The sequence below is a fragment of the Xanthomonas sp. DAR 35659 genome (assembly GCF_041242975.1).
Taxonomy (GTDB): Bacteria; Pseudomonadota; Gammaproteobacteria; order Xanthomonadales; family Xanthomonadaceae; genus Xanthomonas_A; species Xanthomonas_A medicagonis.
The window spans coordinates 2415197-2439689 of record NZ_CP162488.1 but is presented as its reverse complement, the minus strand read 5'-3'; the positions used below and the strand labels follow the sequence as shown (position 1 = coordinate 2439689).

Below are 24493 nucleotides of genomic sequence, written 5' to 3'. Positions count from 1 at the left end.
AGCGCGTGCCGGATGGCGAGGATCGGTGTGAGGTCCAGGGACCGTCAAAGACTGTTCTGGCGAGGATTCATACGTAAAAAATCAGACTTCCAGCGGCAGCGAAAGCAATGAAAAAGCCGCAGGCCCGAGAGCGCTGCGGCGTAGTGGGATTCGAGTGCGAAGCACCGTGCTTCGCGCGCCACATATCCTGGCGCTATGGCGACTTCTGTTCTGGCCGGTCTCCGAGGAAGCGGCGGTTGAAGGCATGTGCCGCCTTCTCGCATAGCGCGTCCGAAACCTTCTCCCGCTCCTCGCGGCACTGGCGGCGCAGTTCCTTCAGGCGCTCAGGATTGGCCACCAGCGAATCAACGGTCTCGGCTGGTTGCGATGGGCTGCAGCCGGCCAGCAGCATCGCAAGCAAGGGGATTGCAACGGGTGTCTTGTGCATCAAGTCTTCTCCACGAATTGGTGCTGGCGCCGTAGCGCCAGAGACTTCCTGTTGGTGCAACGCTTCGCAGCCCACATAGGGGCAAGCGAAGCGCGCACATCGTAACGTCGTGCCGTCTCGATGTGCACACGGGTTCGCGCGCTCCAAGAATGGCGGATTTTCAGTTTGAGACAGAAGTCAGTTCGAAAGTGCGTGCAAATGGTTCCGCGCCAAGGCACCGCTTTGCCGCGTGCCTTTTGCTCAGTGAATGGACCGCGCCGTCAGGCAGCGCAGGCCTCGTGGCGAATCGCCAGACTCGACGCACCGCTCAACAGCAGGCGCCTTGCGTCCACTACCGCAGCGCTGCCCTCGGCCGTCAGCCCGCCGTCGTCATTCAGAAGCCGCACGTGAAGCAGCCGAAGCTGCGCGGCGCACCACGACTTCAGGTTGTGCTGCTGGACCTGGTCGAACTCCGCGTAGATGTACTCCACCGGCAGGCCTCCCGCGCCGCTGTACCGCGCGTCCAGTGCGGACAGCACACGGCCAGCCAGCGGATCCAGCCGCTCTGACAGCTGTGCCAGCATCCAGGCGCACTCCTGCATCCGCAGGTCGATAGCAAGCAAGGTCTCGGCCATGCACTCCAACTGCTGGACGGTATCCCGATAGCTGCCGGCAAAGACAGCGCAGCGCACATCCGGTTGATCGCAAACGCTGCGGGCCAGATCGCCCAGCCCACGCAGCAATGCGGCATCGATCACCCCACCCAGCACCTGCCACGACTGCGTCAGGTACAGCGGCACGGTTCCGCTCGCGATCCAGTGCAAGGTGGGGTTTTCCGCGGCCTCGCTGAAACTCGCGGGATCGAAACCCAGCCCCCACGCCACCTGAGATGTGGGTGCCAATCCATGCCAGCCGTATTCCAGCATGCCGCCCGCCCAAGTTGTCGAGGCGCGGACCTTGTTCGTCACCAGGCCGTGCAGCGGACCGCGGGGCAGCCGATCCGCAACCCTGGCAAGCTGCGCCGTGGTGACGCCAAGGGCTCGTAAGCGCGCGATGGCGACGGCATGCGCGCTGCCGTCCAATGCGCAGCGCACCGCAGCTAGCGCTTGCGCCACGTGCAGCACATGCCCGCGCACCACCGGGTCCTTGAAGCTGCCGGGCTTGGCAAGCGGCGCCAAGGCCGCGGCGAGCGCGTCATGTACGTTGGAATGGGAATGCATGATCGTGTCTCTCCTCCCGGGCACCGCGCATGCGGGCACCCGGCCTATTGGGGCGCGAGTTCGCCCCTGCCCAAACGGGCATGCAAATAAAGAAAGTGGAATGCCGGGGCCGCTGGCCCGGGCAGGTCGTCAGCCCTGACCGCGATCCGAAGCGATGCAGCGGCGTGTGGGCCGCTCAGCTGCTCGCGGGCGCGGCCTCATTGGGGTGCGATGCCGGTACTTCTGGCGATTTCGCCCCATTTCTCGATGTCCTCGCGGATCAGTCGGCCGAACTCCTCAGGCGAAGAAGGCGACACGGCCAGGCCCACGTTATCGAAGCGCTGCTTGATGTCTGGATCGGCAAGCACCTCGCGCAGCGTGGCGTTGAGCAGAGCGACGATCTGGGGTGAGGTGTTCGCAGGAGCCGCCACACCAATCCACGCGGTCAGGTCGTAGTCCCGGATGCCTTGCTCCGCAAGCGTCGGGATGTCCGGCGCAAGCGGCGTGCGCCGTGCGGACGTGACACCCAGCGCGGTCACGCGCCCGGAACGCACCGCCTGCATGCCGTTGACGAGATCGGCAACGACAAAGTCCGTGTTGCCGCCTATCAAATCCGCCATGGCCTGCGGCGTTCCCTTGTAGCCCACCGCGGTGGCGTCGAAGCCCATCGCCGACACAAAGCGAGCGGCCATCAACTGGGTGCTCCCCGCCCCATACCCATAGGAAAGCTTGCCAGCATGGGCTTTGCCATAGGCGGCAAGTTCCTGCGCAGACCGGACAGGCAGCGATTTGCTGGAGACCAGCAGGAAGGGGGACTCGCCGATCAAGGAAATCGGGGTGAAGTCCTTCCGGGGATCGTACGGAAGAGACTTCATGACCGCCAAGTTACTGGCTCCATTGGTGACGCCCACCATGAGCAATGTGTAGCCATCCGGTGCAGCACGAACCGCCGCCATCGTGCCTACCAAGTTGCCGCCGCCGGCCTGGTTGTCCACGACGATCGGCTGCTTCAGGCGTATCGCCATCGCGTCGGCCAGTGTTCGCGCCACGACATCCGTGATGCTGCCAGCGGACATCGGGACCACAAGCCGGATCGGCCTGTCCGGAAACGCGGCAACAACCAACGGCGCCACGGCAATGAGGAATGCGACGATGCGTTTCTTCATGGTTTCTATTCGGTTGATTGTTCTGTCCGGCTCGCAGATCGGCGCTCAAGGCGCGCTGCTGAAAGTGACCTCGGCCACCCGGTCCAAGGACTGAATGGCTGTGGTGTTGACCGCCTCGCCGGGTCCATCCGCGATCACCACGTCGAGCAGGCGCAACGCCGTGCGGCACACATCCATCGGCACGCCAAGCGCCTCGGCGGCCTGGAGCCCCAGATGCACGTCGTTGCGGAGAAGGCCGCTGCTGAAGCGCGGCGGAAAGCTCCGGTCCAGCAGCCCGCTAGCGCGCCGCTCCTGCGTGGCGAACGACCTTCCGCTCGATCGATTGATGACGTCCAGGACCATGTACGGTTCAATCCCGGCAGCGGCGCCGCAGGCCATCACCTCGAAACTTGCGAGCATCGTCGTCGCATAGAGCAGGCTGTTGAGTACCCGGAGGGTTTGCCCGCTGGCCACGTCAGTGCCGAGGTAGAAGACGTGCTTTCCGATGGCTTCCAAGGCGCGCAATGCGCTTCCGTATGCATCCAGCGAGCCAGCAGCCATGATGGTCAGCTCACCGCGCACAGCAGCTGTCAGCCCTCCGCTTACGGGAGCGCTCAGGAAACGCACGCCTGCCTCGTCCATCAATGCCTTCGCCTCACGGGTGGCCTCTGGCCCTATCGTGGACAGATCGACAAGCACATTCGGTCTACGTTGCCCTGAGCGTCCCGCCAACTCCCGAACGAACGACAGCACGCTGTCGGGTGTTGGCAAGCTCATGCAGACCACGCTGACGTCAGCCAGCATCTCATCCAATCCATCCGCTGCGACCGCACCATATTCCAGCGCCGCGGATACGGCTGCAGCGTTGCAGTCGATCACGATAACCGCATGCCCTGCCCCAACCCAATGCCTGACGAAATGCCGGCCGATATTTCCAGCCCCGATCAAACCAATACGCATCATCCCCTCCCGGTAATGCACTGAACGGCCGAAATGCTATGCCGACAGGTGGAATGTGACGATTGCTAAATATCCGGTGCAGTATGCATATTGGTTAATTGATCGACTACCTCCTGCGCATTTCAACAATTATTTATGTTGCCCATAAGAGGCCATTTCAATTCGCCATGGACGGTGCGAAGTCCATCCGCTCTTGAGCCGCCTGCTCCTTGAAGGCAGCGATGAATGGGGCGACATAGGGCCTTGCGACGCCAAGCGACGAGCGCAACACCGCCGGGGTAAGCAAGATGTCCTCGGCGATCGGCACTGCCCTGAGACGATCGTCATGGTGCGCCTGCACCGTGAATTCATCGACCAAGGCCACGCCAATCCCCGATGCGGCGAGCGCGCACGCGACATCCATCTGCCAGACATCGAAGCGTGAATTCAGTGACGCGCCAATCCGTTTGAGCGCGGCCTCGATCAACTGGCCACCCGCGATACTCGGATGCGGAGCGATCACTAGGACGTTGGCGAGGTCCTGCAAGCTGATCCGTTCCTTCGATGCCAGCGGATGGTCCACGGGCATCACGCAAACCATGCGCCCCGAGGTCACCACCTCGGCTTCCAGGTTCACATGCTCCAATGGGACGACTGCGATAGCCAAGTCTGCCTGGTTGCTCAGGAGCACGCGTGGCATTTCCCCGAGCGTGCACGTCCGCAGTTGCACATGCACCTTCGGGTAGCGGGCCAGGAATCGAGCAACCGCACGGGCGACGACTCCGCGGGACAGGCATGGACTCGAACAAAGCGTCAAAGTACCGGCAGACCCGTTGCGAAGACTAGCCGCCAGGTCGTTGACCTGGAGTGCGTGTAGATAGCACGACTCCACGTCTGCGATCAGGGCTTTCGCCTCCTCCGTAGCGCAGAGGCGGCCGCCAACACGCTCGAACAGGGGGTATCCGAGGCATTGCTCCGTGTGCGCGATTCCTCGGCTCACGGCGGGCTGGGACATGGAAAGCAGCTTTGCCGCCCCTTTTATCGATCCGGCCAGCATGACTGCGCGGAACACTTCCATTTGACGTAGACGAAATCGCATCTTGACCTCTTGTTGCTTGAAATCCAGACCAGCAGGATCGCCGCATAGAGGAAGGACTGGCGATGCAATTTATTATGCAGTCGATAAATTTTTCTTGGAATACTTGGGTCATCAGCTTGCCACCACCTCGCCAGTTGCAGGGCGCGCGCCAACTGATTCATATATCTCGTAATTCGCCGTAACGTTTGAAAACAGATCCGCGCGCCGCATATCTTTTCAATCGCATACCTCCAGCCTATGATCCCGGCCATTCCGACTCGTCCGTGCAGTCCATTTCGACTGCGGGCCATGCACCATGACACGCCGCGTCACCATACAGACGCCCCTGGGAGAGCAGCTGCAGTTCCGGCAGTTGCAGGGGCGAGAAGAACTGAGCCAGGTTTTCGGCCTCGACATCGACCTGCTGAGCGAGGACAAAGGCAAGGTGGAGATCCGCGGCAAGAACGGGCTCATCGAGCTCAAGGACGTGCTCAACGTGCTGGGCAAGCCCGTCAACATCAACTGACCCTTCCGCGGCCCCAGCCGCGGAACGATCCATGCAGTACCACATCCAGGAAGCCACCTTCGACCTGCCCGAGGGCAGCTTCATCGACCGCAGCGTGAACGTGCTGGTTTTCGGGGATCCCGCACTGCCTTTCAGCGTGGTCATCACGCGCGACTACTTCGACGAGGGCGGGAGTGTCGAGCAACTGCTGCGCGAGCAGGTCAAGGCGCTGTCCACGTCGGGCAAGCAGTTCAAGGAGCTGGAGTTCGGCACGACCCATCTGCCGCTGAATGCGCACGCGGGTGCGCAGCCAACATCGGCATCTGTCTCGGCCAGTGGTGGAGCGCACAACGCTGCTGGTGCCTACGTCACCTACACCAAGCAGGGCCACCCCATCCACCAGAAGGTCGTGCTCGCGGAGATGCCCGCACGACGGGTTCTGGTCGTAACCGGAACCCACGCCGGTCCCTGGAAGGAGGAGCACATCGCCCACTGGGCCTCGATTCTGCACAGCCTGCGCCTGCGCGCGTGAGGCCGCCGCTCTTCTTCCCGCACTAGTTCTACCGCTCCAAGCCATGCCCAAGGCCGCCCGACTGCACGACCCGATCGCCCACACCTATGCACGCGAGGGGCATGCGGCAGGGGCCGCGATTGCGGCCGCGCTCGAATTCGGCACGGCCGTCGCGGTCACGGAGCTCGTCGCGAGCGCGATTGCCGGCGGAACGATCATATGCCCGGGCCTCGGCACGCTGGCCGGCATTGCCGTCGGCATCGGCATTGTGCTGGGCTCTTTCGCCATCGCACATATCGCGAGCCTGGCTGGCGATTTCATCCAATCCTTCGGCGAAGCCTTCGGGCGAACTCTGACCTCCGATTGCGGCAAGCTCGAAGCGACCGGATCGAGCACGGTCTTCATCAACGGTAAGCCGGCGATCCGGACCGGGCTGGATGTGGGCCAATGCGCCAAGCACAGCCCGCCCACCAGCCTGGTGATCTACGGCAGCGAGAACGTCTTCATCGACAGCTACCGCGCCGCGCGAGAAGGCGACTGCCTGGACTGCGAGGCGAAGATCAGCAAGGGCTCAGACGATGTCTTCATAGGCGGGGAATCGGTCCCCATCGCGCGTTTTCGGGACCAGGAGATACCGGCCTCCGACCGAGAACTCGCCAGCCAGGCCCGCTTCTGGGGGGGCATCATCGGCGGCGCCACCGGCGCGCTCAAGGCCGGTCTCAAATGCTTCGGGATGGCCGTGCTCACCGGTGTCGTGGGCGCGAAGGTGATGGGAGAGATCCTGCCGTCGTTCGACGGCGGGCATTCCGCCGTGAGCGGCTGGGGCAAAAGCGCGGGCACGGCCGTCGGCAACTTCCTGCAAGGCAAGCCTGTGCATGTGGTGACCGGCGCCAAGGTGCTGCTGGGCGATGACGACACCGACTTCAGCCTGCCCGGAGCGCTGCCCATCGTCTGGCGCCGCACGTATGCGTCCTGCGACGGGCGCACGGGCGCGCTGGGCACGGGCTGGAGCCTGCCTTTCAGCGTGGAGCTGGTCTTCGAGGGCGGCAAGGCGCACTTCATCGACGAGTCCGGCCGCGACGTCCCCTTCGACGACCTGCCGCCCGGCGGCCAGATGTTCAGCGTGCCGGAAGGTGTGCAACTGAGCCGCGGGGAGAACGGCGCCTACTTCATTGGCATGCCTGCGCTGGGATGGATCTACTGCTTCGGCCAGCGCGCCGGCAGCAGCGATGGCGAACGCCTGGGGTTGCAGCAATGGGCGGATTTCAACGGCAATACCATCGACTTCCACCGCGATGCCGACGGTGTGGTGCGGCATGTGACCGACAGCGCGGGCCACCGGCTCGCGCTGCGCTATGCGCAGGCCGGCGGGCTGCGCCTCGTGCGCGTGGACCTCACGGCGGGCGGCCCGGCCGGCACGCTGGTCGAATACCGCTACGACGCCCATGGCCAGCTCGCCCAGGTCATCGACCGCCTGGGGCGCTGCGTGCGGCGCTTCACCTGGGAGGGCTCCACCCTTGTCGCGCAGACCTTCGCGAGCGGGCTGGTGGCCCGCTACCGGTGGGACCGGCCCGCGCCCGAAGGCCGCGTGGTGCAGCACTGGCTGGAGGACGCTGCCCCGGGCATGCCCGCCACCGCCTGGACCTTCGAATACGACCTGCCCGGCGAACGGCCCGGCGATCGGCGCACGCGCGTCACGGACCACATCGGACGGGTGCAGCTCTTCGACCACGATGCGGACCAGAACGTCACGCGCATCGAGGATCCGCTGGGGCAGGTGCAGCGCATGGAGTGGAACGAGCTGTGGCAACTGCTGGCCTGGACGCGTGCGGACGGCAGCCGGTTCACCTTCACCTACGACCGCCTGGGCAACCTGACCGGTGCCACCGACCCGCTGGGGCAGACCGCCCGGCTGGACTGGCACGAACGCCTGCAGCGCGTGCGCGCGGCCACCGCCGTGGACGGTACCCGCTGGCACTACACCTACGACGACCGCGGGAACCGCACGGAGGTGCTCGGGCCGCCGCAGGATCCGGGTTCGCCCCCGCATATCCCGGGCAGTGAGGGCGAAGCGCGCTGGCGCGAATCCACGGTGCACGACCCCCGCGGCTTGCCGGTGGTCACCATCGACGCGAACGGTGGACGCCAGCAATGGGCCTGGGACGAACGCGCCCTGCTGGTGCGCCACACCGATTGCTCGGGCAAGACCACGCGCTTCGAGTACGACGCCAATGGATTCCTGAGCAAGCACATCGATGCGCTGGGGCAGACCACGCATTACGTGCATGACGCGCTCGGGCGGCTGCTGAGCGTGACGCGGGCGGACGGAACAGCGGCAAGATACAGCTACGACGACGCGGACCAGCTCGTGTCAGCCGGCGATTCGAGCCACCGGCTCACGCACTACCGCTACGACATCCACGGCAAGCTGCTGGCGCTGCAGCGGCCCGACGGCAGCACGGTCCACCTGGGCTACGACGCAGCGCACCGCCTCGCGAGCCTCGTCAGCGAGAACGGCGCCACCTACCGCTTTGCCTACGACACGGCCAACCGGATGGTGCAGGAATTGCGGCCGGACGGTAGCCGGCGGGCATTCGCGCACGATGCGCTGGGGCGCGTGGTAGCACTGCGGGAAGACCCGGGCGAGGACGACGTGATCGAGCACGCGATACCGGGCCACGCGCCGGCCGCGCCGATCCAGACCGCCTACGAACGCGATGCCATCGGCCGGCTGATCGAAAAGCGCGTGCAGGCCGTGGCGCGCGCACCGTCTCCGCAAGACACCATCGTGCAGCGCTTCGCCTACGACAGGATGAACCGGCTGGTGCGCGCGCAAACGCTCGATGATGCAGGCCAGTCGCCCGTGCAGGCGGCGGAATTCGGTTACAGCCTGCTGGGAGACCTGGTCCTGGACTCGGCGCGGGACGCCGACGCGGGCACGCACACCGTTCTACGCCACACGCACGACCCGCTGGGCAACCGCCTCGCCACCGAACTGCCGGACGGGCGCGTGCTGCGCCACCTGCACTACGGCAGCGGCCATGTCCACCAGATCAGCCTGGACGGCGTCGTGGTGGCCGACATCGAGCGCGACGACCTGCACCGCGAGGTGCTGCGCACGCAGGGGCGCTGGGCGAGCCGCTGGGCCTACGATCCGCTGGGCCGGCAGCGGGCGCAGTGGACCCAATCGGCGAGCCTGCGTGTAGGCGGCGACTGGGCTCAACAGATGCCGGACGCGACGACCTCGCCGGGATTGGCAGTGCCCACGGACGGCCTGCGCAAGCAATGGGACTACGACGCCGCGGGTGAGTTGGTGCGCACGCGCCACAGCCGCAATGGGGAGACGCGCTACCGCTACGACCCGGCAGGCCATGTCCTGTCGGCCACGCTGCAGGCCGCGGGCGCTGTGGGCGGCGTGTCTCCGGCCCTGCAACAGGCGCTGCACGAGGTGTTCCACTACGACCCGGCCGGCAACCGGCTGGACGCGCCCGTGCCGCAGGGCGCCGAGGGCAGCCGTGGATGGGTGCGGCACAACCGGGTGAAGGTGCTGCAGGACAAGCGCTACGACTATGACGGCTTCGGCCGCCTGGTGCGCAAGCGCATCGGCGCGCACACCGAACTGCATTGCCGCTACGACGCGCTGCACCGCATGACCCACGCCTCCGTCATCCGCGCCGGCCGCGAGGGCGACCCCATCCGCCAGGTCTTCCGCTATCGCTACGACCCGCTGGGCCGGCGCATCGCCAAGGAGGACGACTTCGGCGAGACGCGGTTCGTGTGGGAAGGCCTGCGGCTGCTGCAGGAGAGCCGCGGAGCCCAAACCAGCACCTACGTGTACGAACCCGTCAGCCACCGGCCGCTGGCACGCATCGACGGCGCTGGGCCGCTGGAGCCCGAGCATCCGGCCGCGGTGCTGGCGCTGGCCGGGCACGCCCCCCGCAGCGACCCGGCGGAGGGCAAGGTCCGCTCCATCCCCGTTACCAATGCGGACGCGAGCGATGCCTACCATGCGGTGGCTGGGCCGGTAGGCGCGACGGCGCGCTGGATGGCCGAGCTGGAAGCGCGCGAGCGTGGGACGCGGAGCGCGGAACAGGAGCCGAAGCCGCAGGTAAATTCCGTGCCTCCGACTCCCGACTCGTCGCAGGCCTCGGCGCGCATCTACTACTTCCACCTTCAGCCCAACGGGCTGCCCGAAGAGATGAGCGATCGCGACGGCCATCTGGTGTGGCGGGCGCAATACCGCGTGTGGGGCAGCGCGGTCACTGAGGAATGGCAAGCGTTCGATGCAGCAGGTCGCCCCGTGGATGCGCCAATGGCGGAGACCGGCACCCGGACGCAGCCGGGCGCGGCGCCCCTGCCGCAGAACCTGCGCATGCAGGGGCAGTACCTGGACCGGGAGACGGGGCTGCATTACAACACCTTCCGATACTATGACCCGGACATTGGCGCCTTCACTACGCCTGATCCGATCGGCTTGGCAGGCGGGGTGAATCTGCACCAATATGCGTTCAACCCCATAACTTGGACCGACCCGCTTGGCTGGTGCCGTAGAGGCAATGCCGCGACCAAAAGCCATATGGACCAGGTGCGGGATCAGTTCCAAGCCGAAAACCCTACGTATAACCATGATCGAGGTGGGCGCAATGCCACGACGGGGATTGAACAACCAGAGACCTATTTGAAACCGTTGAGTGGTAATGGGCGTAAAGGGGCTTCCTATACCGACATGACGTTCGAGGATGGCCAAGGGCGTACCGTTTACATCCAGACAGTGGATAAGGGTACCGTGAACGGTATGAGCCAGCGTGAGTGGAACAATGCAGTACGCATCACCCAACAGGATCCGAATGCAGTCGTCATAACTGTTCCCAAGGGAAGCCTCCCCGCTCCGGGGACGCTGGATGCATCCCAGATGCCTACGGGCACTGTAACGAGAAGGTGAAAATGTCTAGTCAAAAACTTTTGGCAATCGAATTGTTTATGACGCGCGAAGATGAGCGGGTATTCTCTCAACTCCTGAAGGCGGAAATCAAGAGCGTCTATTTCATCGACACCTATGCTTGGACTTCTCCTTCACCCATGGTGAAGAATTCGATCGATGAGTGTTACGACGCAGGAAACTCCTCGGTCGCGATAATCAATGAGGAAATTGTTAATTTGGATTATTATAAGAATAACTATATAAAAGACATTGGAGGAAAGGGATTTTTCCACGGGGGGAACATTGGCGACGGGATGGTAAAATTTCTGCACTCGAAGACTGCGTCTTACTCTCCCGGCGGACTTAGGAATGGTGCTCTGATGGCATCGTATGACAGCGTAAAAAGCCCTGAGACTGATGCTTTTGTTAAAGCTGTCTGGCGTCTATGCAAAAAACACGCATTAAAGCTCTATCCCATCACGGATATGGAGACTGGCACAGTGAGCTCTAAGCCGCACTCCAAGTTTCTTGCTTGGCCAGATGCCGTGGCTAAGTTTGATCAAGTGGATGGCATGTATCTGACCAACAACACGATGGCATACCTGACGTCCAAGCGCGGATGAAAGAAGTGCGCCTATACGTGTTGTCATGGCAAATCCCAGACCTCCGAAAATCTACGGGCTGACCCCGAGATACGAACGTGGAATGTTGCTGCGCTGGGCGGTATCAATCGTCCGCCGGGGGAGCACTTTGCCAAGGAATTTCGGGTGGCGGCACCTGCCGACCCTTCAAGTTTTCATGACCAAGAAGGATGAAGAAGAGTTCTCGAAGATATTGATCCAAGAAATTCCTAGCGTGAGATTCATAGATACCTATCCACTCCCAAAACTAGAGATCATCCTTCAACCGTCCATTGATAAGTGCCATGGCGCACTTACTTCCATTTGCGCAATATTAAATACAAATATAACAAATCTAGATGATTATAAAATAAAATACATCCATAAGAGTCCAGTTAGAGAGGAGTACACACCCGACTTCTTTGGCAGGGGATTGATTCAGTTTCAGCATTCAAAGAGGGCCAACTACACGCCGGATGGATTAATGGATGGCCGTCTTGCCGCTTCCTATGACTCTGTGGAAGATCCAGAAACAGATGCCTTCGTCAAGGCCGTCTGAAAGTTATGCAGGCAGTACGGCCACAAGCTCTACCCCATTACCGACACATGAAGGCCGGCACCGTCAGTCCGAAGCCTCATGCTCGCTTCATCGCTTGGCCGGATGCCATCGCGAAGTTTGATCGTGTCGATGGCATGTATCTCACCAACAACACCATGGCCTACTTCACCTCCAAACCCAGCTGAATGCGCTGGAGTGGACCCCGAACTGCACTGCCGCTACGACGCACTGCACCGCATGACCCACGCCTCTGTCATCCGCGCCGGCCGCGAGGGCGAACCCATCCGGCAGGTCTACCGCTACGCCACCCTTGGCTGGTGCATCGCAGCTCGCGTGTGAAGGTCTGCGGCTGCTGCAGGAGAGCCGCGGAGCCCACACCAGCACGAACTGGCCAGCTACCGAGCGCTCCCGCGAATAGAAAAGGCGCTGGGCCGCTGTAGCCCGAGCATCCGGCCTTGGTGCTGGCGCTGGCCAGGGATGTCCCAAGCATTGACCCAGCGGGGTTCTGTCCTAAACAAGGGGTGGGGGAACGGCCGTCCCGATTCGTCCTATTGATATAACCGTTGATCCTGCGTCGAAACGATCTTGAGGTACTAGTGTGAAAAAGAATGTAAGCAGTGCCATGCAGTGAAAAGGCAAAAACTGCTCGCGGCCGTAATGTTCGCCCCCCGTTCATGACTCCAATCATTTGACATATAACGCTGCCGTTAAATCAAAACTGACGCAAATTTGCGGAAGCTTGTCCGGCACGTCCGCACAGCAGGAAATGTTCATATACATAAATCAGCTTAAGAACGAGCTTGCGGACGGGACAAGCTCTAACATAAATGCCGCTGGAAAGTTGAGGTGATATGCATTTTTTTATCAGTTATGAGGGCTCTCCCGAAAGAGGGAGTGATTGCCCCGCGTGGTGCGATGTTTCCTTCCCCATGCATGACGCTGCCCATATCGAAGATGGCTTCAGGTCTATGAGCCAGGCGGAAATAGAGAAATTTCGAGAGTCCGATGTATTTTTTGACTACGCACCAATTGGATTTGATTTTTTCGATCAATACAAGGATGCTATTTTCTGCTCCAGTCTTTTCGTAGAAGTTCTCCGGGACTTCAACGTGGACTTCTCATCAGTCCCAATCAATGCACACATGATTGGAAAGAATAGGAAACCAATAAAAATCGAGAAAAAATATCACTTGGCGGTTTTTCATGAAAATATTTCATGCGCAGATTTTTCTCATTCAGAACTGCGCGTGGAACGGGATGAGGCGGGGAAGGTTGTTTTCAACAACTTGGGAGTAAAGCGGCCAAAATTAAAGTACTTGTACAGACTCGTCGTGGATGAGAAATTGGCTGGCAACTCGAATCTATTTAGAGTCGCTGAACGAATGGATCTACTTGTGGTTTCAGAAAAATTGTTTTTGGAATTGCGTAAACGCGATTTGAAAGGAATCAAGCTGACTCCGACGCCTGATGTCGATTTGATGGATCTCCCAAGTTTTCGAGGCGATAAGCGCATCATTGATCATGGCGTTGAAGAAATATTTTTCCCCGAGGAGAAAATCATTCGCAAACCAAAACTGCCATGAAGGAATTCATACGGCACATGTACTTTGATTCGAAGATGACGAATTTTTGCCCGGATAAGGGTCGCGCAGGCTCGCCAATAATGTGTAAATAATGATTTACGTTAGAGGTTGTTAATGACCCAAGAGAGCAATGCGACACGCGGCCTGCTTGAGCGGCTGCGTCTGCGAAACGAAGCAGACGCTGACCATGGTGATCAGGAACTTCAACCTGCCAATCTTGAAAGCCTTGAACTGATGACGCTTTCAGGAAAAATCCGCCAGCTTTCTCCCATGTTAATGGAGCGTTTTAAATTTTGCGGTCGATGGAACAACGCCAACCTCGATCAGGATTGGCTGAGTGTTTCCGATGCAGCAAACATCGGCGGCGACGCGACGGCGCAAGAGTGGATTGCATTACGCATCGAGAATTGGGACCACTGTCCGCCAGCAAACGTCAGTAAGGATGACGTGGCGCTGTTTGGGTTCAATCCATATGAGCCAGAAGAAACATATGTTGTCTGGCGAACAGGGCAAGCTGAACCCGAGGTGTGGAGATTTTTTGGAGCGGATTACAAAAACTTCAGGAACCTCAACAGATTTCTAGAATATTTGGTTGGTGATCGAACTGTAGACGACTCCGGTCGCATGCCAGCTATTCCCTAACCCGTCGAGTGCAGGCGTTGCGTGCTACCGTGGAAACCAAGCAATAGCTCTTCGCTCCAAAAAAATAACCGACTAGCCATGGACAGTAGCAATGCGCGATCGTAACAAGGACTCCGCTTACTTCTCTGACAACATCAGCTTCGCTACGAAAGCGATGCTGAAGCGCTTACAGGACACGGAGCAGTTTCCGAGGGTGGAGGGGCGCCCCGGGAGGGCACACGACCTAGTGCTCTATGCGTTACAGATCGTCATTCTTCGCTACAGCGCGGGGGACGAGATCCAAGCCATCAAGGCGAACGTCTTGCAATGGGTCGAAGGCAGGGAACTGCAGCAGCGCGTGCTCGCATCACTTCCAGCAAAGCACGAGGACAAGGTCATGTACGAGAGGGTGACCTTGGATACGGTGTACGACGCGCTGGCCATGATGGCGTTCGCCAAGGCGCTCCACTTCAACGTTGCAGAAACGACGCGCCTCGTGAATGCCATCGGTCACGCTGGCGAGGACGCATTGATCGATGAAGCGGCACGCGCCTTGGGTGATGCGCAGAGGCCCGTAGCGGAGACCTGCAAGTTCCCCAAGGTCTACGATCAGCTGCTAGAGGTATGGCGCTGCGATCCGTCGGAGCGCCCCGAAAAGCTGCTCGCCTTTTCCAAGGCCTGGAAGAAGAAGATCAAGCCTATTTACTGGTCCGACAGCCTGAACGGTGCTGACGGCGCCTACTTCGGCTATTGGTGTTTTGATGTGGCCCTTGCTGCCATGGTGCTGGGCATCGACGACGAGAAGCTGCGCGACGACCCGTATTACCCGAAAGACATGGTGGACGCGGCTAGGAAAAATGAGTAGAAGGCGGAATTTTACGCCTTCGCATGCTTCAAACTCCCTATTAACAACCGCACCTCAAACAATAATAAATAATAAACCAACCCGAATTGAACAATAGCAAACCTGGAATGGACATGAGAGACAAAATAAAAGACTTCGGATATTTTTCAAATAGCATTAAAATAGAAGAAAAAGCACTTGAGCGCTTGCCGACTGCTGAGAGCTTTCATCGCATCGAAGGCAGACCCATCATGTCATCCAGCATGTGCATGTACGCATTTCAGCTTTGCGTGCGCAAGTTCAGCAGGGGCGATGCGCTTGAGGAAATTCGCCCGGACATCTGGACTTGGGTGACGGCGAATGAAATCCATGCACGTATCGTCTCAAAAATAGCGCCAGAACAAAAAGGCGTGAAACTAATGTATGAGCGGATCACGCTCGACACGGTTTACGACGCGCTGACCATGATGGCATTCGCAAAAGCGCTGAACTTCACCACGGAGGAGATGACGCGACTAATCGGTGCAATCGGGCACCCCGGCCAGGATGCGCTGATCGACGAAGGTGCGCGCGCCTTGGGCGATGCACAAAGGCCCGTGGCGGAAGCCTGCAAGTTCCCAAAGGTCTACACCCCGCTCCTGGAGGTGTGGCGCTGCCCTCCGTCGGAACGGCCCGCGAAGTTGCTTGCCGCCTCTAAGGTGTGGAAGACGAAGATGAGACCGATCTACTGGTCCAACAGCTTGAAGGGTGCGGAAGGCGCGTACTTCGGCTATTGGTGCTTCGACATCGCACTCGCCGCCATGGTGCTCGATATCGAGGACGAGCCGTTGCGCGATAGCCCCTATTACCCAAAGGATCTGGTGGACGCGGCCAGGGCTGGGTAGCGCTTGCTCAGCACGTCCCGCACTGCTGCTTGCCCCCTCCCCCCCGCCGGGGCTGATGTTGCGGTGTGTGGCTACCCTCCCTACTGAGATAGAGCAGGACGAGGCGATGCTGGGAAGCGAGTGGTTCGCGGCCCCTCCCGGTCCGCGAGTCCACGGCTGGCCCCGTCGCGCCTGAGCGACAAGCCAGATTGCGATCAACTACCGCCGCGGCCATCCAGACTGCCGACCGCTTGCGCGCGAGCGATGAACCGTGCCAACGGCTCGGACAGTGCCTTGTCCGGACGCAGCAGGTAGGTGGTCAGCATGGGCGCAGGTGCCGCCAATGGCCGCATCACCACACCGGCCCGGCTGGGCGCGATGTACGACGCACCGGCCAGGCCCAGCGCCAGCCCAGCGGACACCAGGGCGATCATCAAGTCGATGGAGGAAACGCGCTCGGCCACCAGCGGCTCCATGCCAGTCCGCTGCAGGATGCGCTCCACCTGCATGGCGTGCCCCTCGTAGGTCCTGGAATCGCACAGTACCAGGGGATAGCGCATGACCTCTTCGAGCGCCAGATGCTTGTGCGCCAGCAAAGGATGCCGCGATGGGACGGCCACCGCGAGTTCTTCTGCCCATACCGGCTCGGCAACCAGCCCATCGCCGACATCGGGGGACTGAGCGAACCCAACGTCGTAGAGGTCGTCCCGCAATCCGTTGATCTGCTCGGACAACGTGACCTCGGACAGCTTGATGTCGGTCTCCGGCTCCTCTTCGCGGCATCGGGCCAGGAGCGTGGGAAGGCCGGAGGGCGTGATGCCATCCGACAGCGCGATACGCAACTGGCCGTCGAACCCGTTGGCTGCGGCCTTTGCGCCATCGCAAGCCTGGCGGAGCGCTGCGAAGATCCGGGGCACGCGCTCCTTGAAGAGCATGCCGGCGCGCGTCAGTCGCGTGCTGCGGGTGGTCCGCACGAACAATTGTGTTCCCAAATCCGCTTCCAGCTCCTTGATGGTGCGGGAAAGCGGTGATTGCTCAATGTGCAGGCGCTCGGCCGCACGTGAAAAATGAAGTTCTTCGGCTACTACTTGGAAGCACCGAAGATGGCGTAGTTCCATATTGTTTTTCCTTGTTGAACTCCAATCCATCGATCCTGTCTCCAGCTCATTCCCTCATCGGCTGCCTCATTGCATATTGACCTCCCGATATTGACGATCTCCCATTGAAGCCCCCCACCAAGCGAATGTGAGGCGCATCGAGTTTTGACAGCGCTATCCCACGAGCGCTGGGCTTTCATTCAGTTGGCGATCCTCACATTCGCCTCCGCCCAGCCACGACGCGTGCGACCGTTGCCGCTCGGGACTCCGGACGAAAACGTTTGCGCCGTGCGCTCGCAGGTACCCGGCGCGACCTGAAGCACGTTGCTGGCATTTTCGCGAATTGGATAACTAGCCAGTGCGCGGGTTTGGCGTGCAACGCCAGCCACTGCCGCCTAGCGCATGGCGGAACCCGTACGAGCGACCTCATCCCTACCGGCGCTGAGGGGTGGCTGTCGGGGGATCGCCCCCTGCCCCGCCCCAAAGACGGGGGCCGATGGTAGAGGCCGGATGGCCGCGCAACTTCCCCACCGGAGGGGGATATTTGTTTCCGTGCATCTCACTTTATGAGATAGATAACGGCCTGCATCGCCCTTCTCGCTCCATTTCCAATAACGAGAAGGCCATGCCACGGTCACGGGCCCACAACCAGATTAATGCCCATTGACACTACTTCTGGCCAAAACAAGAATAAATGTCCCACCACAGGGTCTCTGGCTCATGTCAAAGCAGGATATCCCGCTGGTCCTCACCCGGCTTCTCGCCATTGCGTGCGCGGCGGCGCTGGCAGACGCCTCCCGGGCGCAGGTCCATCCGTCCTCGGATCTCATGCAGCCGGCGTACGCGAGCTATGCGAGGGACAACGGTGTCGACGAAGCAGAGGCCGCCCGCCGTCTGGAACTCAGGCAGGTGCTTGCACGGCCCGAGATCGAAGCTTTCAAGGCACGCTATGCGGACCGCCTCGATGCCTCGTATTGGGACGACAGCCGGGATGGATTCGAGCTCGTTCTGCGCCTCAAACAGGGACCGCTACCCGCCACCCAGGAGTTGCGCACTGCGCACGGGACCATCCCGGTGAAGTTCACCCTGGTCTCCGGCAAGACGATGGACGAGATCAGCGCCATCCTCGCTGCGAATCATGCCCGTTTGCGCGAACAGGTACCCGGCCTGCAGGGCACGGGCGTGGACGAAGTGCATGCGACGATCACTCTCTACGTGCTCGCTCCCACCGAAGAACATTCAGGGTACGAAGCACGGCGATCCTCCCTGAGCACGCAACTCGGCGTGCCTGTCACGTTCAAGTTCCTGCCCGGGCCAATGGAGTCCGAACCGCCTGGACCCGCGTAGGAACCGAATGCCTAACCACGTCGATGGGCAATGGAGGCGCAGCAGTTCAGACGCCAGTTCTTCACCCGATCGACGGCCCGCGCTGCCGCCCGACATCCCACGTCACAGCCCCGCCTCTTACCGTCGCGGAAAGCTGCATCCCCAGCCGCGACTCTATGACGGGCCGCCATGGAACCAGGCTGAAGCCCATCCCATCGTCCAGCATCGCGTAGCGCCCACTGGCGAGCATGATGGAGCGCCGATAGGTGCCCGCCACGCGCTGCCCGTCGGCTAACGGGCGGTACTCCAGGCCCGTTTCCGCAGCGATGTCTTTCGCGGCCTGGGCAAGCTCGCGGCTGCGCAGTGTCCCCAGCAGATTGCGCGCCAGAAGGATGCGCTGTCCACGCCGCTCGGCCAATCCCAGTTCGGCCAGGAAGTCGGCACGCTGCTGCATCGCTCGCTTGGCTTCGCCGCCGAAGCCGAGATCCCCCAGCCCACGGCCACCGCCGATCAGTTGCTGGTCTAGCCAGGTCGCCCCGATGACGCGGATCTGGCGCTCGATGGGCAGGTGCGATTTCAGCTCCAAGGCGACGCCACCCACCTTCTGCGCGTCGTGCTGGCGGCCACGCTCGGCCAAGTCGTCCGGCACCTTCCATAGGCCTTCCGCCACGCGCTCCACGATGCCGGCACGGCGCAGTGCTTCCAGACGGCGCACATGCGCTGCGACGACCTCCCGCGGATCGCGGCCAAGCGCGGCGCGGCCCTGCTCGATCGCGAGGTGATGGTCTGCGCGATACAGGCCATCGGTGGCCAGCGCGGCGATGTTGCGGTCCGCCGTGCGCACCTCCGTGGTACCGCGTACTTCCACGACTGCCCCCACCGGATAGTTCGCCAGTTCATCGCGCCAGCTCAACGCTACGTAGTGCGCCTTGCCATCGGCGCCATCGACCACCAGATAGCCGCGGTCGTGTAGCTCGTCCGCGAGCCCCTTCGCGGCAACGCGGCCAAGTATGGTGCGGCCATCTCCACCCGCCTCGAATATCGCCAGCTCGCGCGTGGCACCCGACATGGCCCGCTGCATGGTACGGATGATGTCGCCCCGTTCGCCCAGGGCCCGCAAGGTCTTCTCCGCGTCGGCGTGGATGGTCCATGTCCCGGGCTGCACCTCGTCTGCCAACCCCAGCCGCTGCAATCGCTGCAGCCGGCCGATGAGCAGCAGGCGTTGTCGTTGCAGCTCCGGCCTGTTGAAGCGTTCGATCTGCACCTGGTCACCGTCCCCCAACTCACGTTGCAGGGTGCGGTCCAGGCTGGTCCAGCGCTCCTGTTCCACCTCGCGCCCCAGGGTCTGCTGGATCTCCAGCTCGGTGCGCGGCCCGAGCCATTCCGTCGCCAACTCCGCGGCCCGGTGCCGGAAACCATGCGCGATGTAGTCCCCGGCGATGACGAGGTCCTTGCCGGTGTCGTCCCGGCCCCGCACGACGATGTGGGTGTGGGGATTGTCGGTGTTCCAGTGGTTGACCGCGACCCAATCGAGCCCCGTGCCCAGGTCGGCTTCCATGCGGTGCATGAGGTGCCGCGTATAGGTGCGCAGGTCTTCCAGTTCCGCCGCATCCTCGGGCGAGAGGATGAAGCGGAAATGGTGCCGGTCGTCGGCGCAGCGCTCCTTGAAGGCGTCCAGGTCCGCGGTGTCTGTCTGCGGCCCGTAGGCCTGCCCGGGCTCGCCATCACGGCCCACGCCGTCACGCTCGATGTAACGCAGATGCTTGGCGAGCGACCGGGGGCTGGCCTGGCGCTGGTTGACCAGCAAGGTCTTGATGGTCACCCGCCGCGACATGGGCGTCAGCTTAGAGCCGGCAAACCGCGCTGCCGTATGGCCACGGCCGAGGCGCGAGCCGGGCCGCTGGCCGGTGCGCGCGCCGCTGCTCCCAGTCGTGGAACGTCGTATCGCGGGCTTGCCGCCGCTGGCCCTTCCTACCTGCTTCAGGACCTTGGAGACGAAGCGCTGTCCCTGGGCGTTGCCGCGGTTCTTGGGGGCGCTGGGACGTACCCGGAAGTCATCGTCGTGGCCCCGGGTCATAGCGGCCCCCCGGGCAAGCTGCAGCGCGCCAGAGCGCGAGAAGCACGCGGACATGCCTGGAGCGACGCAGCTCCAGCACCCCACGCGGCACGGCGGCGCAGACGCCGCGTGCCGCGCCAACCCCACGTGCAGACTGCCTTTCGACGCGGCCCGGTGCCGCGTCCTTTTGTCTTGCCTTCCGCCTTCGCCTTCTGCTGCCGCTTCAGGCACCGGCGGCCCGGCGGCGCAATGTTGCGCGCGGCCAGCCGGCCAGCGAACGCGACGACGGACGCGCTGGGGGCCGCAGGCCGGGCGCGTTCGTGGCAAGCACACTGCACAGTGGGTGGCTGCGCCGGATGTTGCGCGAAGCGCGGCGCGGACGCGCCCGCGCTGCACGTGCGACGACACCGCAGCAACCAGCGCGACGCCATGCCCGATGGCGCGGTGAGACGCACGGCAGCGTGCAGCGAATCGGCGGCCCTCACGGGCGTGTCTCCAGCCAGACCGGTCGCGCAACGCCAATCACGGCGGATGCGCTGACCGGGCCGAAATACCGGCTGTCGAACGAGGCCGGATTCGTCTCACTCAGCAGGAAAACTTCACCCTGTTCGAGCGGACGGCACTCCGGCCAGGACAACAGCGGCCTGCCCATGCGGTCGGCCGGCAAGGTGCTCGCCACCGCCACGCCATCGACCAAGACATGTCCGCCCACGATGCAAACATGCTGGGGCGCCACGGCGCCGACGTGCTTGAGCAGCGGGATGTGCGCCGGCAGGTAGCGACGCTGCGACGCAAGCGCGGCGACGCCGGCCGGCAAGCGAACCAGCACGGTGCTGCCCACCGACACCCGGGCCGGCGACCGCGATGCAGCGGAGGCCATGGGATCGATGCGGTACCAGCCGATCGGCACGCTGTCGGACGGGTTGTAGATGAGCCGCGGATCGGGGTGCGCGAAGGAGGCCCAGGCGAGCGCGGCGAGGCCTGCGGCCGACAGAGCCGCGAGCATGGCGCGGGGCCGCCGTCGCGTGCATGGTGCGCCATGCAGCGCTGCATGGCGTGCAGTACCAGCCTCGGATGCTTTTTCGCAATCGGATGCGTTCATGGTTGCGTCTCCGTGGAGTCCTCGGGGAACTCGCGCTCCAGCAGGCTGCGCAGCAGCTCGGCCACGGTCACGCCCCGTGTGAACGCGGACACCTTGATGCGCGCCCGCATTGCTGGAGTGATGTCGAGCGTCAGGCGCGCGGTGTAGAGGTCACCCTTGGCGAGCGCATCGGCGTCGCCCTGGCGAATCCATGCCTCGGCATGGGGATTCGCGGGTGGACGCGCGCCGATGCCGACGCGCTTGGCGCGAGGTGTGGGCTTCTCGCTCATGCCGTCCACCGCAGCAGTTCATCCACCAGCGCGGCGACTTCGCGCGCAGCGGCACTGTCCGGCGCCGTCTCGCGGACGAGCCGGCCTGCGGCCGCGCTGTCGGCGAAGACGATGCGCTGGCGCACCTCGGCGCGCAGCGCGGGCAATGGCTGCTCTGCGAGCGCGCTACGTGCGTCACGCCCGATGACGGTGGTGCTCACGCGCCGGTTCACCGCGAACGCCGCGCGTAGCGTAGGCCGGAACACCTGCGCCTCGCGGATCAGCGCCACCATCTCGGCGCTGGCCCAGAGGTCATACGGGCTGGGCTGCACGGGGATCAAGGCGCGGTCGGCCGCCAGCAGTGCCGAGCGCGCCAGCGCGGCGATGCGCGGCGGCCCGTCAATCACGACGTGGTCGGCGCGACGCGCCAGCTCCGGTGCCTCCTGGTGCAGCGTCTCGCGCGCCAGGCCCACCGCGCTGAACAGCCGCGGCAGCCCCTGCTGGGCGCGGCGTTGTGTCCAGTCCAGCGCCGATCCCTGCGGGTCGGCGTCCAGCAGGATGACGTGCCCACCACGCATCGCCAGCTCGCCCGCGATGTGGGTGGCGAGCGTGGTTTTGCCGACGCCGCCTTTCTGGTTGAGCAACGCGAAGATCATGGCGCGGCCCTCCCGATCGCGCAGACCAGCGCGTGCCGGTTGGCGCTTATCCACCGAATCGCGGCGCCTCTACCACCAATGTTAGAAACAAGGTTAGGTACGTTACGGGGAGTCGAAAGCCGCACCAGCCGCGGCTTTCCGGCCGATTTTGTTGCCTGATAGCACGAGGATTCGTTGCCCGATAGCACGATGCCCGTGTTGCCTGATAGCACGAGGCCGTCCACAGGAATTACCGCGGTTATCCCCGTGCCGTCGGCAACACGGGCCGGAACGACAGCAAGGGCGACTGCGTGCCATCGGCAGGCAGGATGCACAGCCGATACCCCGGCAACGCCTGCCGGGCGACCAATGCACGCAGGTCTGCCGCGAAGTCGTAGTAGCGCGCCACGCTGCCCGACTTGCGATACAGGTGCTGAAAGTCGAACTGCCAGCCCCCGCGCTGCCGCCCGCCGTGCTTGCGCACCAGGCGGTACAGCCAGCGCTCGATGCCGCCAGTCAGCCGGAAATACCCCGGGTCGATGGTCAGCACCAGCGCCGAATCCATCACCCCGGAGAAGAACCAGTCCGGCAGGATCAGCTCGATGCCCTGCGGCGCGCCGCGGGCGTCGGCCAGCTCCTTCCATTCGTTGATCCACGAGAAGCGGTGCAGCCGGCGCCCGGTCGTCTCGCGAATGGACGTGGCCACGGTGGTGGACTGCAGCCGGTCCAGGGCCGCCTTGAGGCGCTGGTAGTCGCGCAGCGACGTGCCGCGGCCGATGAAGCGCAGGATCTCGTAGGGCGTGGCCTGCATCAGGCGCGACGGCCGCAGGCAGGCGTCGCGCGCCTGCACGATCTGCGAGGCCGCCCAGATCAGCACGTCCGCGTCCCAGATCGTGGCGATGCCGTGCTCGTGGGTGCCTTCCACGCGGATCTTCACGTTCCCGGCCTGGAAGTCGATCGGCGCCGTGCGCCGCGACTTCGCGAGCGAGAAGAACGGGTAGGCCATCAGGTCCTGACTGTCGCGCGGCGCCATGTCGCCGGGCAAAGCACGGAACAGGTCCAGCTGCTCCCGCTCCCGCGATTCCGGCTCGCACGGCGCGGCAGCCCGCCGTGTGGCCCCGGTCACCGCGCACGGCTGTCCGCCGAGTGGTGCTCGGCGTACTCGGGATCGGACGTGGCCTCGAAGCTGCGGGCATCCGCCCAGGCATCGAGGTCGGTCACTGCGTACATCACGCGCCGGCCGAACTTGCGGAACTTCGGGCCGCCGCCGATCACGCGCAGTTTTTCGAGCGTGCGCGGAGACAGCCGCAGGTGCGCTGCGGCTTCGTCGTTGGTGAGGTAGCGCGGTGGGTGCGCGGCGGCGGCGGCAGCAGCCTGCGGCGCAGCGCCGGGGGCGGCCGAGGGCCGCACGGGAGTGGGTCGCATCATGGTGTTCTCCATCGAATCACAGCCCCGACCGCAGAAGCAGGTCGGGTGTGGGAAGTCTCTGGAGGGCGGCACGGCAGTGCATGTCCGTTTCGGTCCGAATCGCGCTGCGCCGCGTCTGGAACGCGATTGAGACGTGCGCCGTCTGCGACGAGACCAGTGATCGCGGCAATACGCATGCGGGCGCCATGGCCGCGTCGCAAAGGCACGCATGCGTGCTTTCGTGCATTGCCACGGAAGCGGCTTCGTGCATGCGTGCGTAAGCACGAATGCGCTTGTACGGATGGAATCGAACGAGCAGTTGCGCCGATGCGGATTTACGGATTTGTGCTTCCGTGGGGATGCGCTTCTCCGCTTCTCCGCTTCTCCGCTTCTCCGCTTCTCCGCTTCTCCGCTTCTGTGGCTCTACGCTTTGCCCCGGCCTCGCGACCGGGGCAGTCCGGCCCCGCCGATGGGCGGGGCTCGGTGGCGGCCGTCAGGACGCCTGGGGCTTGCTGCGCGACCAGAACAGCTCGTGCTTGCCGTCCTCGCCTTCGATCAGGCGGGCGTAGATCGGCGCGGGGAACGAGGGGTCATCCAGGGTCACGGACAGGTAGTGCCGGCCGGCTTCGCTGGTCTTCTTCCACGCCGCGCCGATGTCGTGTCCAGAGACCTGCAGCAGGTAGTCGGGGGCTTTCTCGTTGTCGGCCTTGTCGTTGGGTACCAGCCGGGCCTTCGCGTTGAGCGTGAGGGTGCGCAGCGTGCCGGTGTAGCCGTCGTTCTGGGTGGTGAAGGTGCCGATGTTTGCCATGGTGATTTCTCCTTTCGGGG

The 24493-nt window shown here is 63.1% G+C and carries 25 protein-coding genes; 12 read left to right on the top strand and 13 right to left on the bottom strand.

From position 1 onward, the window contains the following. Nucleotides 1-193: 193 nt before the first annotated feature. The 5 genes from AB3X07_RS10410 to AB3X07_RS10390 all read right to left on the bottom strand — a co-directional run bounded on the left by AB3X07_RS10410 (nucleotide 194) and on the right by AB3X07_RS10390 (nucleotide 4767). Nucleotides 194-427: an EexN family lipoprotein gene (locus AB3X07_RS10410; protein ID WP_369944428.1), complete on the bottom strand. Its 234-nt coding sequence runs from the start codon at nucleotides 425-427 to the stop codon at nucleotides 194-196. A 260-nt stretch (nucleotides 428-687) separates the two neighbouring features. Continuing rightward, the gene (locus AB3X07_RS10405) at nucleotides 688-1626 is read right to left on the bottom strand and encodes a hypothetical protein (RefSeq protein ID WP_369944427.1); all 939 of its coding nucleotides are present in this window, start codon (nucleotides 1624-1626) and stop codon (nucleotides 688-690) included. 197 nt (nucleotides 1627-1823) lie between these two features. After that, nucleotides 1824-2771 carry a Bug family tripartite tricarboxylate transporter substrate binding protein gene (locus AB3X07_RS10400; protein WP_369944426.1) on the bottom strand — a complete coding sequence of 316 codons (948 nt, stop codon included), beginning with the start codon at nucleotides 2769-2771 and terminating at the stop codon, nucleotides 1824-1826. Nucleotides 2772-2816: 45 nt separating this feature from the next. Beyond that, complete coding sequence (locus AB3X07_RS10395; RefSeq protein WP_369944425.1) at nucleotides 2817-3710, bottom strand: NAD(P)-dependent oxidoreductase; 894 nt, start codon at nucleotides 3708-3710, stop codon at nucleotides 2817-2819. 157 nt (nucleotides 3711-3867) lie between these two features. Next, nucleotides 3868-4767 (bottom strand): LysR family transcriptional regulator, encoded by a 900-nt coding sequence (locus AB3X07_RS10390; RefSeq protein ID WP_369944424.1) that lies wholly within the window; start codon nucleotides 4765-4767, stop codon nucleotides 3868-3870. A 316-nt stretch (nucleotides 4768-5083) separates the two neighbouring features. On the opposite strand from AB3X07_RS10390, the gene AB3X07_RS10385 reads away from it, so the two are divergent. The 11 genes from AB3X07_RS10385 to AB3X07_RS10335 all read left to right on the top strand — a co-directional run bounded on the left by AB3X07_RS10385 (nucleotide 5084) and on the right by AB3X07_RS10335 (nucleotide 15815). Beyond that, entirely contained in the window at nucleotides 5084-5293 is a 210-nt protein-coding gene (locus AB3X07_RS10385) for a hypothetical protein (protein ID WP_369944423.1), read from the top strand. A 31-nt stretch (nucleotides 5294-5324) separates the two neighbouring features. Then, entirely contained in the window at nucleotides 5325-5804 is a 480-nt protein-coding gene (locus AB3X07_RS10380; protein WP_369944422.1) for a DUF1795 domain-containing protein, read from the top strand. 43 nt (nucleotides 5805-5847) lie between these two features. Next, on the top strand, nucleotides 5848-10725 hold the full coding sequence (locus tag AB3X07_RS10375; protein WP_369944421.1) for an RHS repeat-associated core domain-containing protein: 4878 nt from the start codon (nucleotides 5848-5850) through the stop codon (nucleotides 10723-10725). A 2-nt stretch (nucleotides 10726-10727) separates the two neighbouring features. Next, nucleotides 10728-11327, top strand: coding sequence for a hypothetical protein (locus AB3X07_RS10370; protein ID WP_369944420.1), 600 nt, complete (start codon nucleotides 10728-10730; stop codon nucleotides 11325-11327). A gap of 175 nt (nucleotides 11328-11502) precedes the next feature. Further along, complete coding sequence (locus tag AB3X07_RS10365; protein ID WP_369944419.1) at nucleotides 11503-11883, top strand: hypothetical protein; 381 nt, start codon at nucleotides 11503-11505, stop codon at nucleotides 11881-11883. Nucleotides 11884-11930: 47 nt separating this feature from the next. Continuing rightward, on the top strand, nucleotides 11931-12068 hold the full coding sequence (locus tag AB3X07_RS10360) for a hypothetical protein (protein WP_369944418.1): 138 nt from the start codon (nucleotides 11931-11933) through the stop codon (nucleotides 12066-12068). A gap of 10 nt (nucleotides 12069-12078) precedes the next feature. After that, complete coding sequence (locus AB3X07_RS10355; RefSeq protein ID WP_369944417.1) at nucleotides 12079-12222, top strand: hypothetical protein; 144 nt, start codon at nucleotides 12079-12081, stop codon at nucleotides 12220-12222. A 512-nt stretch (nucleotides 12223-12734) separates the two neighbouring features. After that, nucleotides 12735-13466 (top strand): Imm43 family immunity protein, encoded by a 732-nt coding sequence (locus AB3X07_RS10350; protein ID WP_369944416.1) that lies wholly within the window; start codon nucleotides 12735-12737, stop codon nucleotides 13464-13466. 114 nt (nucleotides 13467-13580) lie between these two features. Then, entirely contained in the window at nucleotides 13581-14108 is a 528-nt protein-coding gene (locus tag AB3X07_RS10345) for a hypothetical protein (protein WP_369944415.1), read from the top strand. Nucleotides 14109-14199: 91 nt separating this feature from the next. Next, nucleotides 14200-14952: a PoNe immunity protein domain-containing protein gene (locus AB3X07_RS10340; protein ID WP_369944414.1), complete on the top strand. Its 753-nt coding sequence runs from the start codon at nucleotides 14200-14202 to the stop codon at nucleotides 14950-14952. 113 nt (nucleotides 14953-15065) lie between these two features. Next, on the top strand, nucleotides 15066-15815 hold the full coding sequence (locus AB3X07_RS10335) for a PoNe immunity protein domain-containing protein (protein WP_369944413.1): 750 nt from the start codon (nucleotides 15066-15068) through the stop codon (nucleotides 15813-15815). 194 nt (nucleotides 15816-16009) lie between these two features. Here AB3X07_RS10335 and AB3X07_RS10330 read toward each other — a convergent pair whose 3' ends face one another. Then, nucleotides 16010-16912, bottom strand: a complete 903-nt coding sequence (locus AB3X07_RS10330; RefSeq protein ID WP_369944412.1) for a LysR family transcriptional regulator — start codon at nucleotides 16910-16912, stop codon at nucleotides 16010-16012. A 699-nt stretch (nucleotides 16913-17611) separates the two neighbouring features. Between AB3X07_RS10330 and AB3X07_RS10325 the strand changes: the two genes are divergently transcribed. Then, on the top strand, nucleotides 17612-18238 hold the full coding sequence (locus AB3X07_RS10325) for a hypothetical protein (RefSeq protein WP_369944411.1): 627 nt from the start codon (nucleotides 17612-17614) through the stop codon (nucleotides 18236-18238). A gap of 61 nt (nucleotides 18239-18299) precedes the next feature. Here the strand turns inward: AB3X07_RS10325 and AB3X07_RS10320 are convergent, their stop codons facing one another. From AB3X07_RS10320 to AB3X07_RS10290, 7 genes are all read right to left on the bottom strand, one after another. Beyond that, on the bottom strand, nucleotides 18300-20294 hold the full coding sequence (locus AB3X07_RS10320) for a relaxase/mobilization nuclease domain-containing protein (RefSeq protein WP_369944410.1): 1995 nt from the start codon (nucleotides 20292-20294) through the stop codon (nucleotides 18300-18302). A gap of 460 nt (nucleotides 20295-20754) precedes the next feature. Next, complete coding sequence (locus AB3X07_RS10315; RefSeq protein WP_420018524.1) at nucleotides 20755-21279, bottom strand: S26 family signal peptidase; 525 nt, start codon at nucleotides 21277-21279, stop codon at nucleotides 20755-20757. A gap of 92 nt (nucleotides 21280-21371) precedes the next feature. Then, on the bottom strand, nucleotides 21372-21644 hold the full coding sequence (locus AB3X07_RS10310) for a chromosome partitioning protein ParB (protein WP_369944408.1): 273 nt from the start codon (nucleotides 21642-21644) through the stop codon (nucleotides 21372-21374). Then, nucleotides 21641-22279: a ParA family partition ATPase gene (gene parA / locus AB3X07_RS10305; RefSeq protein ID WP_369944407.1), complete on the bottom strand. Its 639-nt coding sequence runs from the start codon at nucleotides 22277-22279 to the stop codon at nucleotides 21641-21643. Before parA ends, AB3X07_RS10310 begins: the two co-directional genes overlap by 4 nt. Nucleotides 22280-22517: 238 nt before the next feature. Further along, nucleotides 22518-23291: a replication initiator protein A gene (locus AB3X07_RS10300; protein ID WP_369944406.1), complete on the bottom strand. Its 774-nt coding sequence runs from the start codon at nucleotides 23289-23291 to the stop codon at nucleotides 22518-22520. Between the two features lie 89 nt (nucleotides 23292-23380). Then, nucleotides 23381-23683: a helix-turn-helix domain-containing protein gene (locus tag AB3X07_RS10295; RefSeq protein ID WP_369944713.1), complete on the bottom strand. Its 303-nt coding sequence runs from the start codon at nucleotides 23681-23683 to the stop codon at nucleotides 23381-23383. 475 nt (nucleotides 23684-24158) lie between these two features. Beyond that, nucleotides 24159-24473 (bottom strand): DUF736 domain-containing protein, encoded by a 315-nt coding sequence (locus AB3X07_RS10290; protein WP_369944405.1) that lies wholly within the window; start codon nucleotides 24471-24473, stop codon nucleotides 24159-24161. Nucleotides 24474-24493 lie beyond the last annotated feature (20 nt).

Bases quoted from the DNA above. Each gene is read 5' to 3' on its own strand.
- AB3X07_RS10325 (WP_369944411.1), top strand. From the start codon at position 17,612: ATGTCAAAGCAGGATATCCCGCTGGTCCTCACCCGGCTTCTCGCCATT.
- AB3X07_RS10380 (WP_369944422.1), top strand. From the start codon at position 5,325: ATGCAGTACCACATCCAGGAAGCCACCTTCGACCTGCCCGAGGGCAGC.
- AB3X07_RS10340 (WP_369944414.1), top strand. From the start codon at position 14,200: ATGCGCGATCGTAACAAGGACTCCGCTTACTTCTCTGACAACATCAGC.
- AB3X07_RS10370 (WP_369944420.1), top strand. From the start codon at position 10,728: ATGTCTAGTCAAAAACTTTTGGCAATCGAATTGTTTATGACGCGCGAA.
- AB3X07_RS10410 (WP_369944428.1), bottom strand. From the start codon at position 427: ATGCACAAGACACCCGTTGCAATCCCCTTGCTTGCGATGCTGCTGGCC.
- AB3X07_RS10315 (WP_420018524.1), bottom strand. From the start codon at position 21,279: ATGCTCGCGGCTCTGTCGGCCGCAGGCCTCGCCGCGCTCGCCTGGGCC.
- AB3X07_RS10360 (WP_369944418.1), top strand. From the start codon at position 11,931: ATGAAGGCCGGCACCGTCAGTCCGAAGCCTCATGCTCGCTTCATCGCT.
- AB3X07_RS10395 (WP_369944425.1), bottom strand. From the start codon at position 3,710: ATGCGTATTGGTTTGATCGGGGCTGGAAATATCGGCCGGCATTTCGTC.
- AB3X07_RS10295 (WP_369944713.1), bottom strand. From the start codon at position 23,683: ATGCGACCCACTCCCGTGCGGCCCTCGGCCGCCCCCGGCGCTGCGCCG.
- AB3X07_RS10320 (WP_369944410.1), bottom strand. From the start codon at position 20,294: ATGACCCGGGGCCACGACGATGACTTCCGGGTACGTCCCAGCGCCCCC.
- AB3X07_RS10335 (WP_369944413.1), top strand. From the start codon at position 15,066: ATGAGAGACAAAATAAAAGACTTCGGATATTTTTCAAATAGCATTAAA.
- AB3X07_RS10290 (WP_369944405.1), bottom strand. From the start codon at position 24,473: ATGGCAAACATCGGCACCTTCACCACCCAGAACGACGGCTACACCGGC.
- AB3X07_RS10405 (WP_369944427.1), bottom strand. From the start codon at position 1,626: ATGCATTCCCATTCCAACGTACATGACGCGCTCGCCGCGGCCTTGGCG.
- AB3X07_RS10375 (WP_369944421.1), top strand. From the start codon at position 5,848: ATGCCCAAGGCCGCCCGACTGCACGACCCGATCGCCCACACCTATGCA.
- AB3X07_RS10365 (WP_369944419.1), top strand. From the start codon at position 11,503: ATGACCAAGAAGGATGAAGAAGAGTTCTCGAAGATATTGATCCAAGAA.
- AB3X07_RS10345 (WP_369944415.1), top strand. From the start codon at position 13,581: ATGACCCAAGAGAGCAATGCGACACGCGGCCTGCTTGAGCGGCTGCGT.
- AB3X07_RS10310 (WP_369944408.1), bottom strand. From the start codon at position 21,644: ATGAGCGAGAAGCCCACACCTCGCGCCAAGCGCGTCGGCATCGGCGCG.
- AB3X07_RS10350 (WP_369944416.1), top strand. From the start codon at position 12,735: ATGCATTTTTTTATCAGTTATGAGGGCTCTCCCGAAAGAGGGAGTGAT.
- AB3X07_RS10400 (WP_369944426.1), bottom strand. From the start codon at position 2,771: ATGAAGAAACGCATCGTCGCATTCCTCATTGCCGTGGCGCCGTTGGTT.
- AB3X07_RS10300 (WP_369944406.1), bottom strand. From the start codon at position 23,291: ATGGCGCCGCGCGACAGTCAGGACCTGATGGCCTACCCGTTCTTCTCG.
- parA (WP_369944407.1), bottom strand. From the start codon at position 22,279: ATGATCTTCGCGTTGCTCAACCAGAAAGGCGGCGTCGGCAAAACCACG.
- AB3X07_RS10390 (WP_369944424.1), bottom strand. From the start codon at position 4,767: ATGGAAGTGTTCCGCGCAGTCATGCTGGCCGGATCGATAAAAGGGGCG.
- AB3X07_RS10385 (WP_369944423.1), top strand. From the start codon at position 5,084: ATGACACGCCGCGTCACCATACAGACGCCCCTGGGAGAGCAGCTGCAG.
- AB3X07_RS10330 (WP_369944412.1), bottom strand. From the start codon at position 16,912: ATGGAACTACGCCATCTTCGGTGCTTCCAAGTAGTAGCCGAAGAACTT.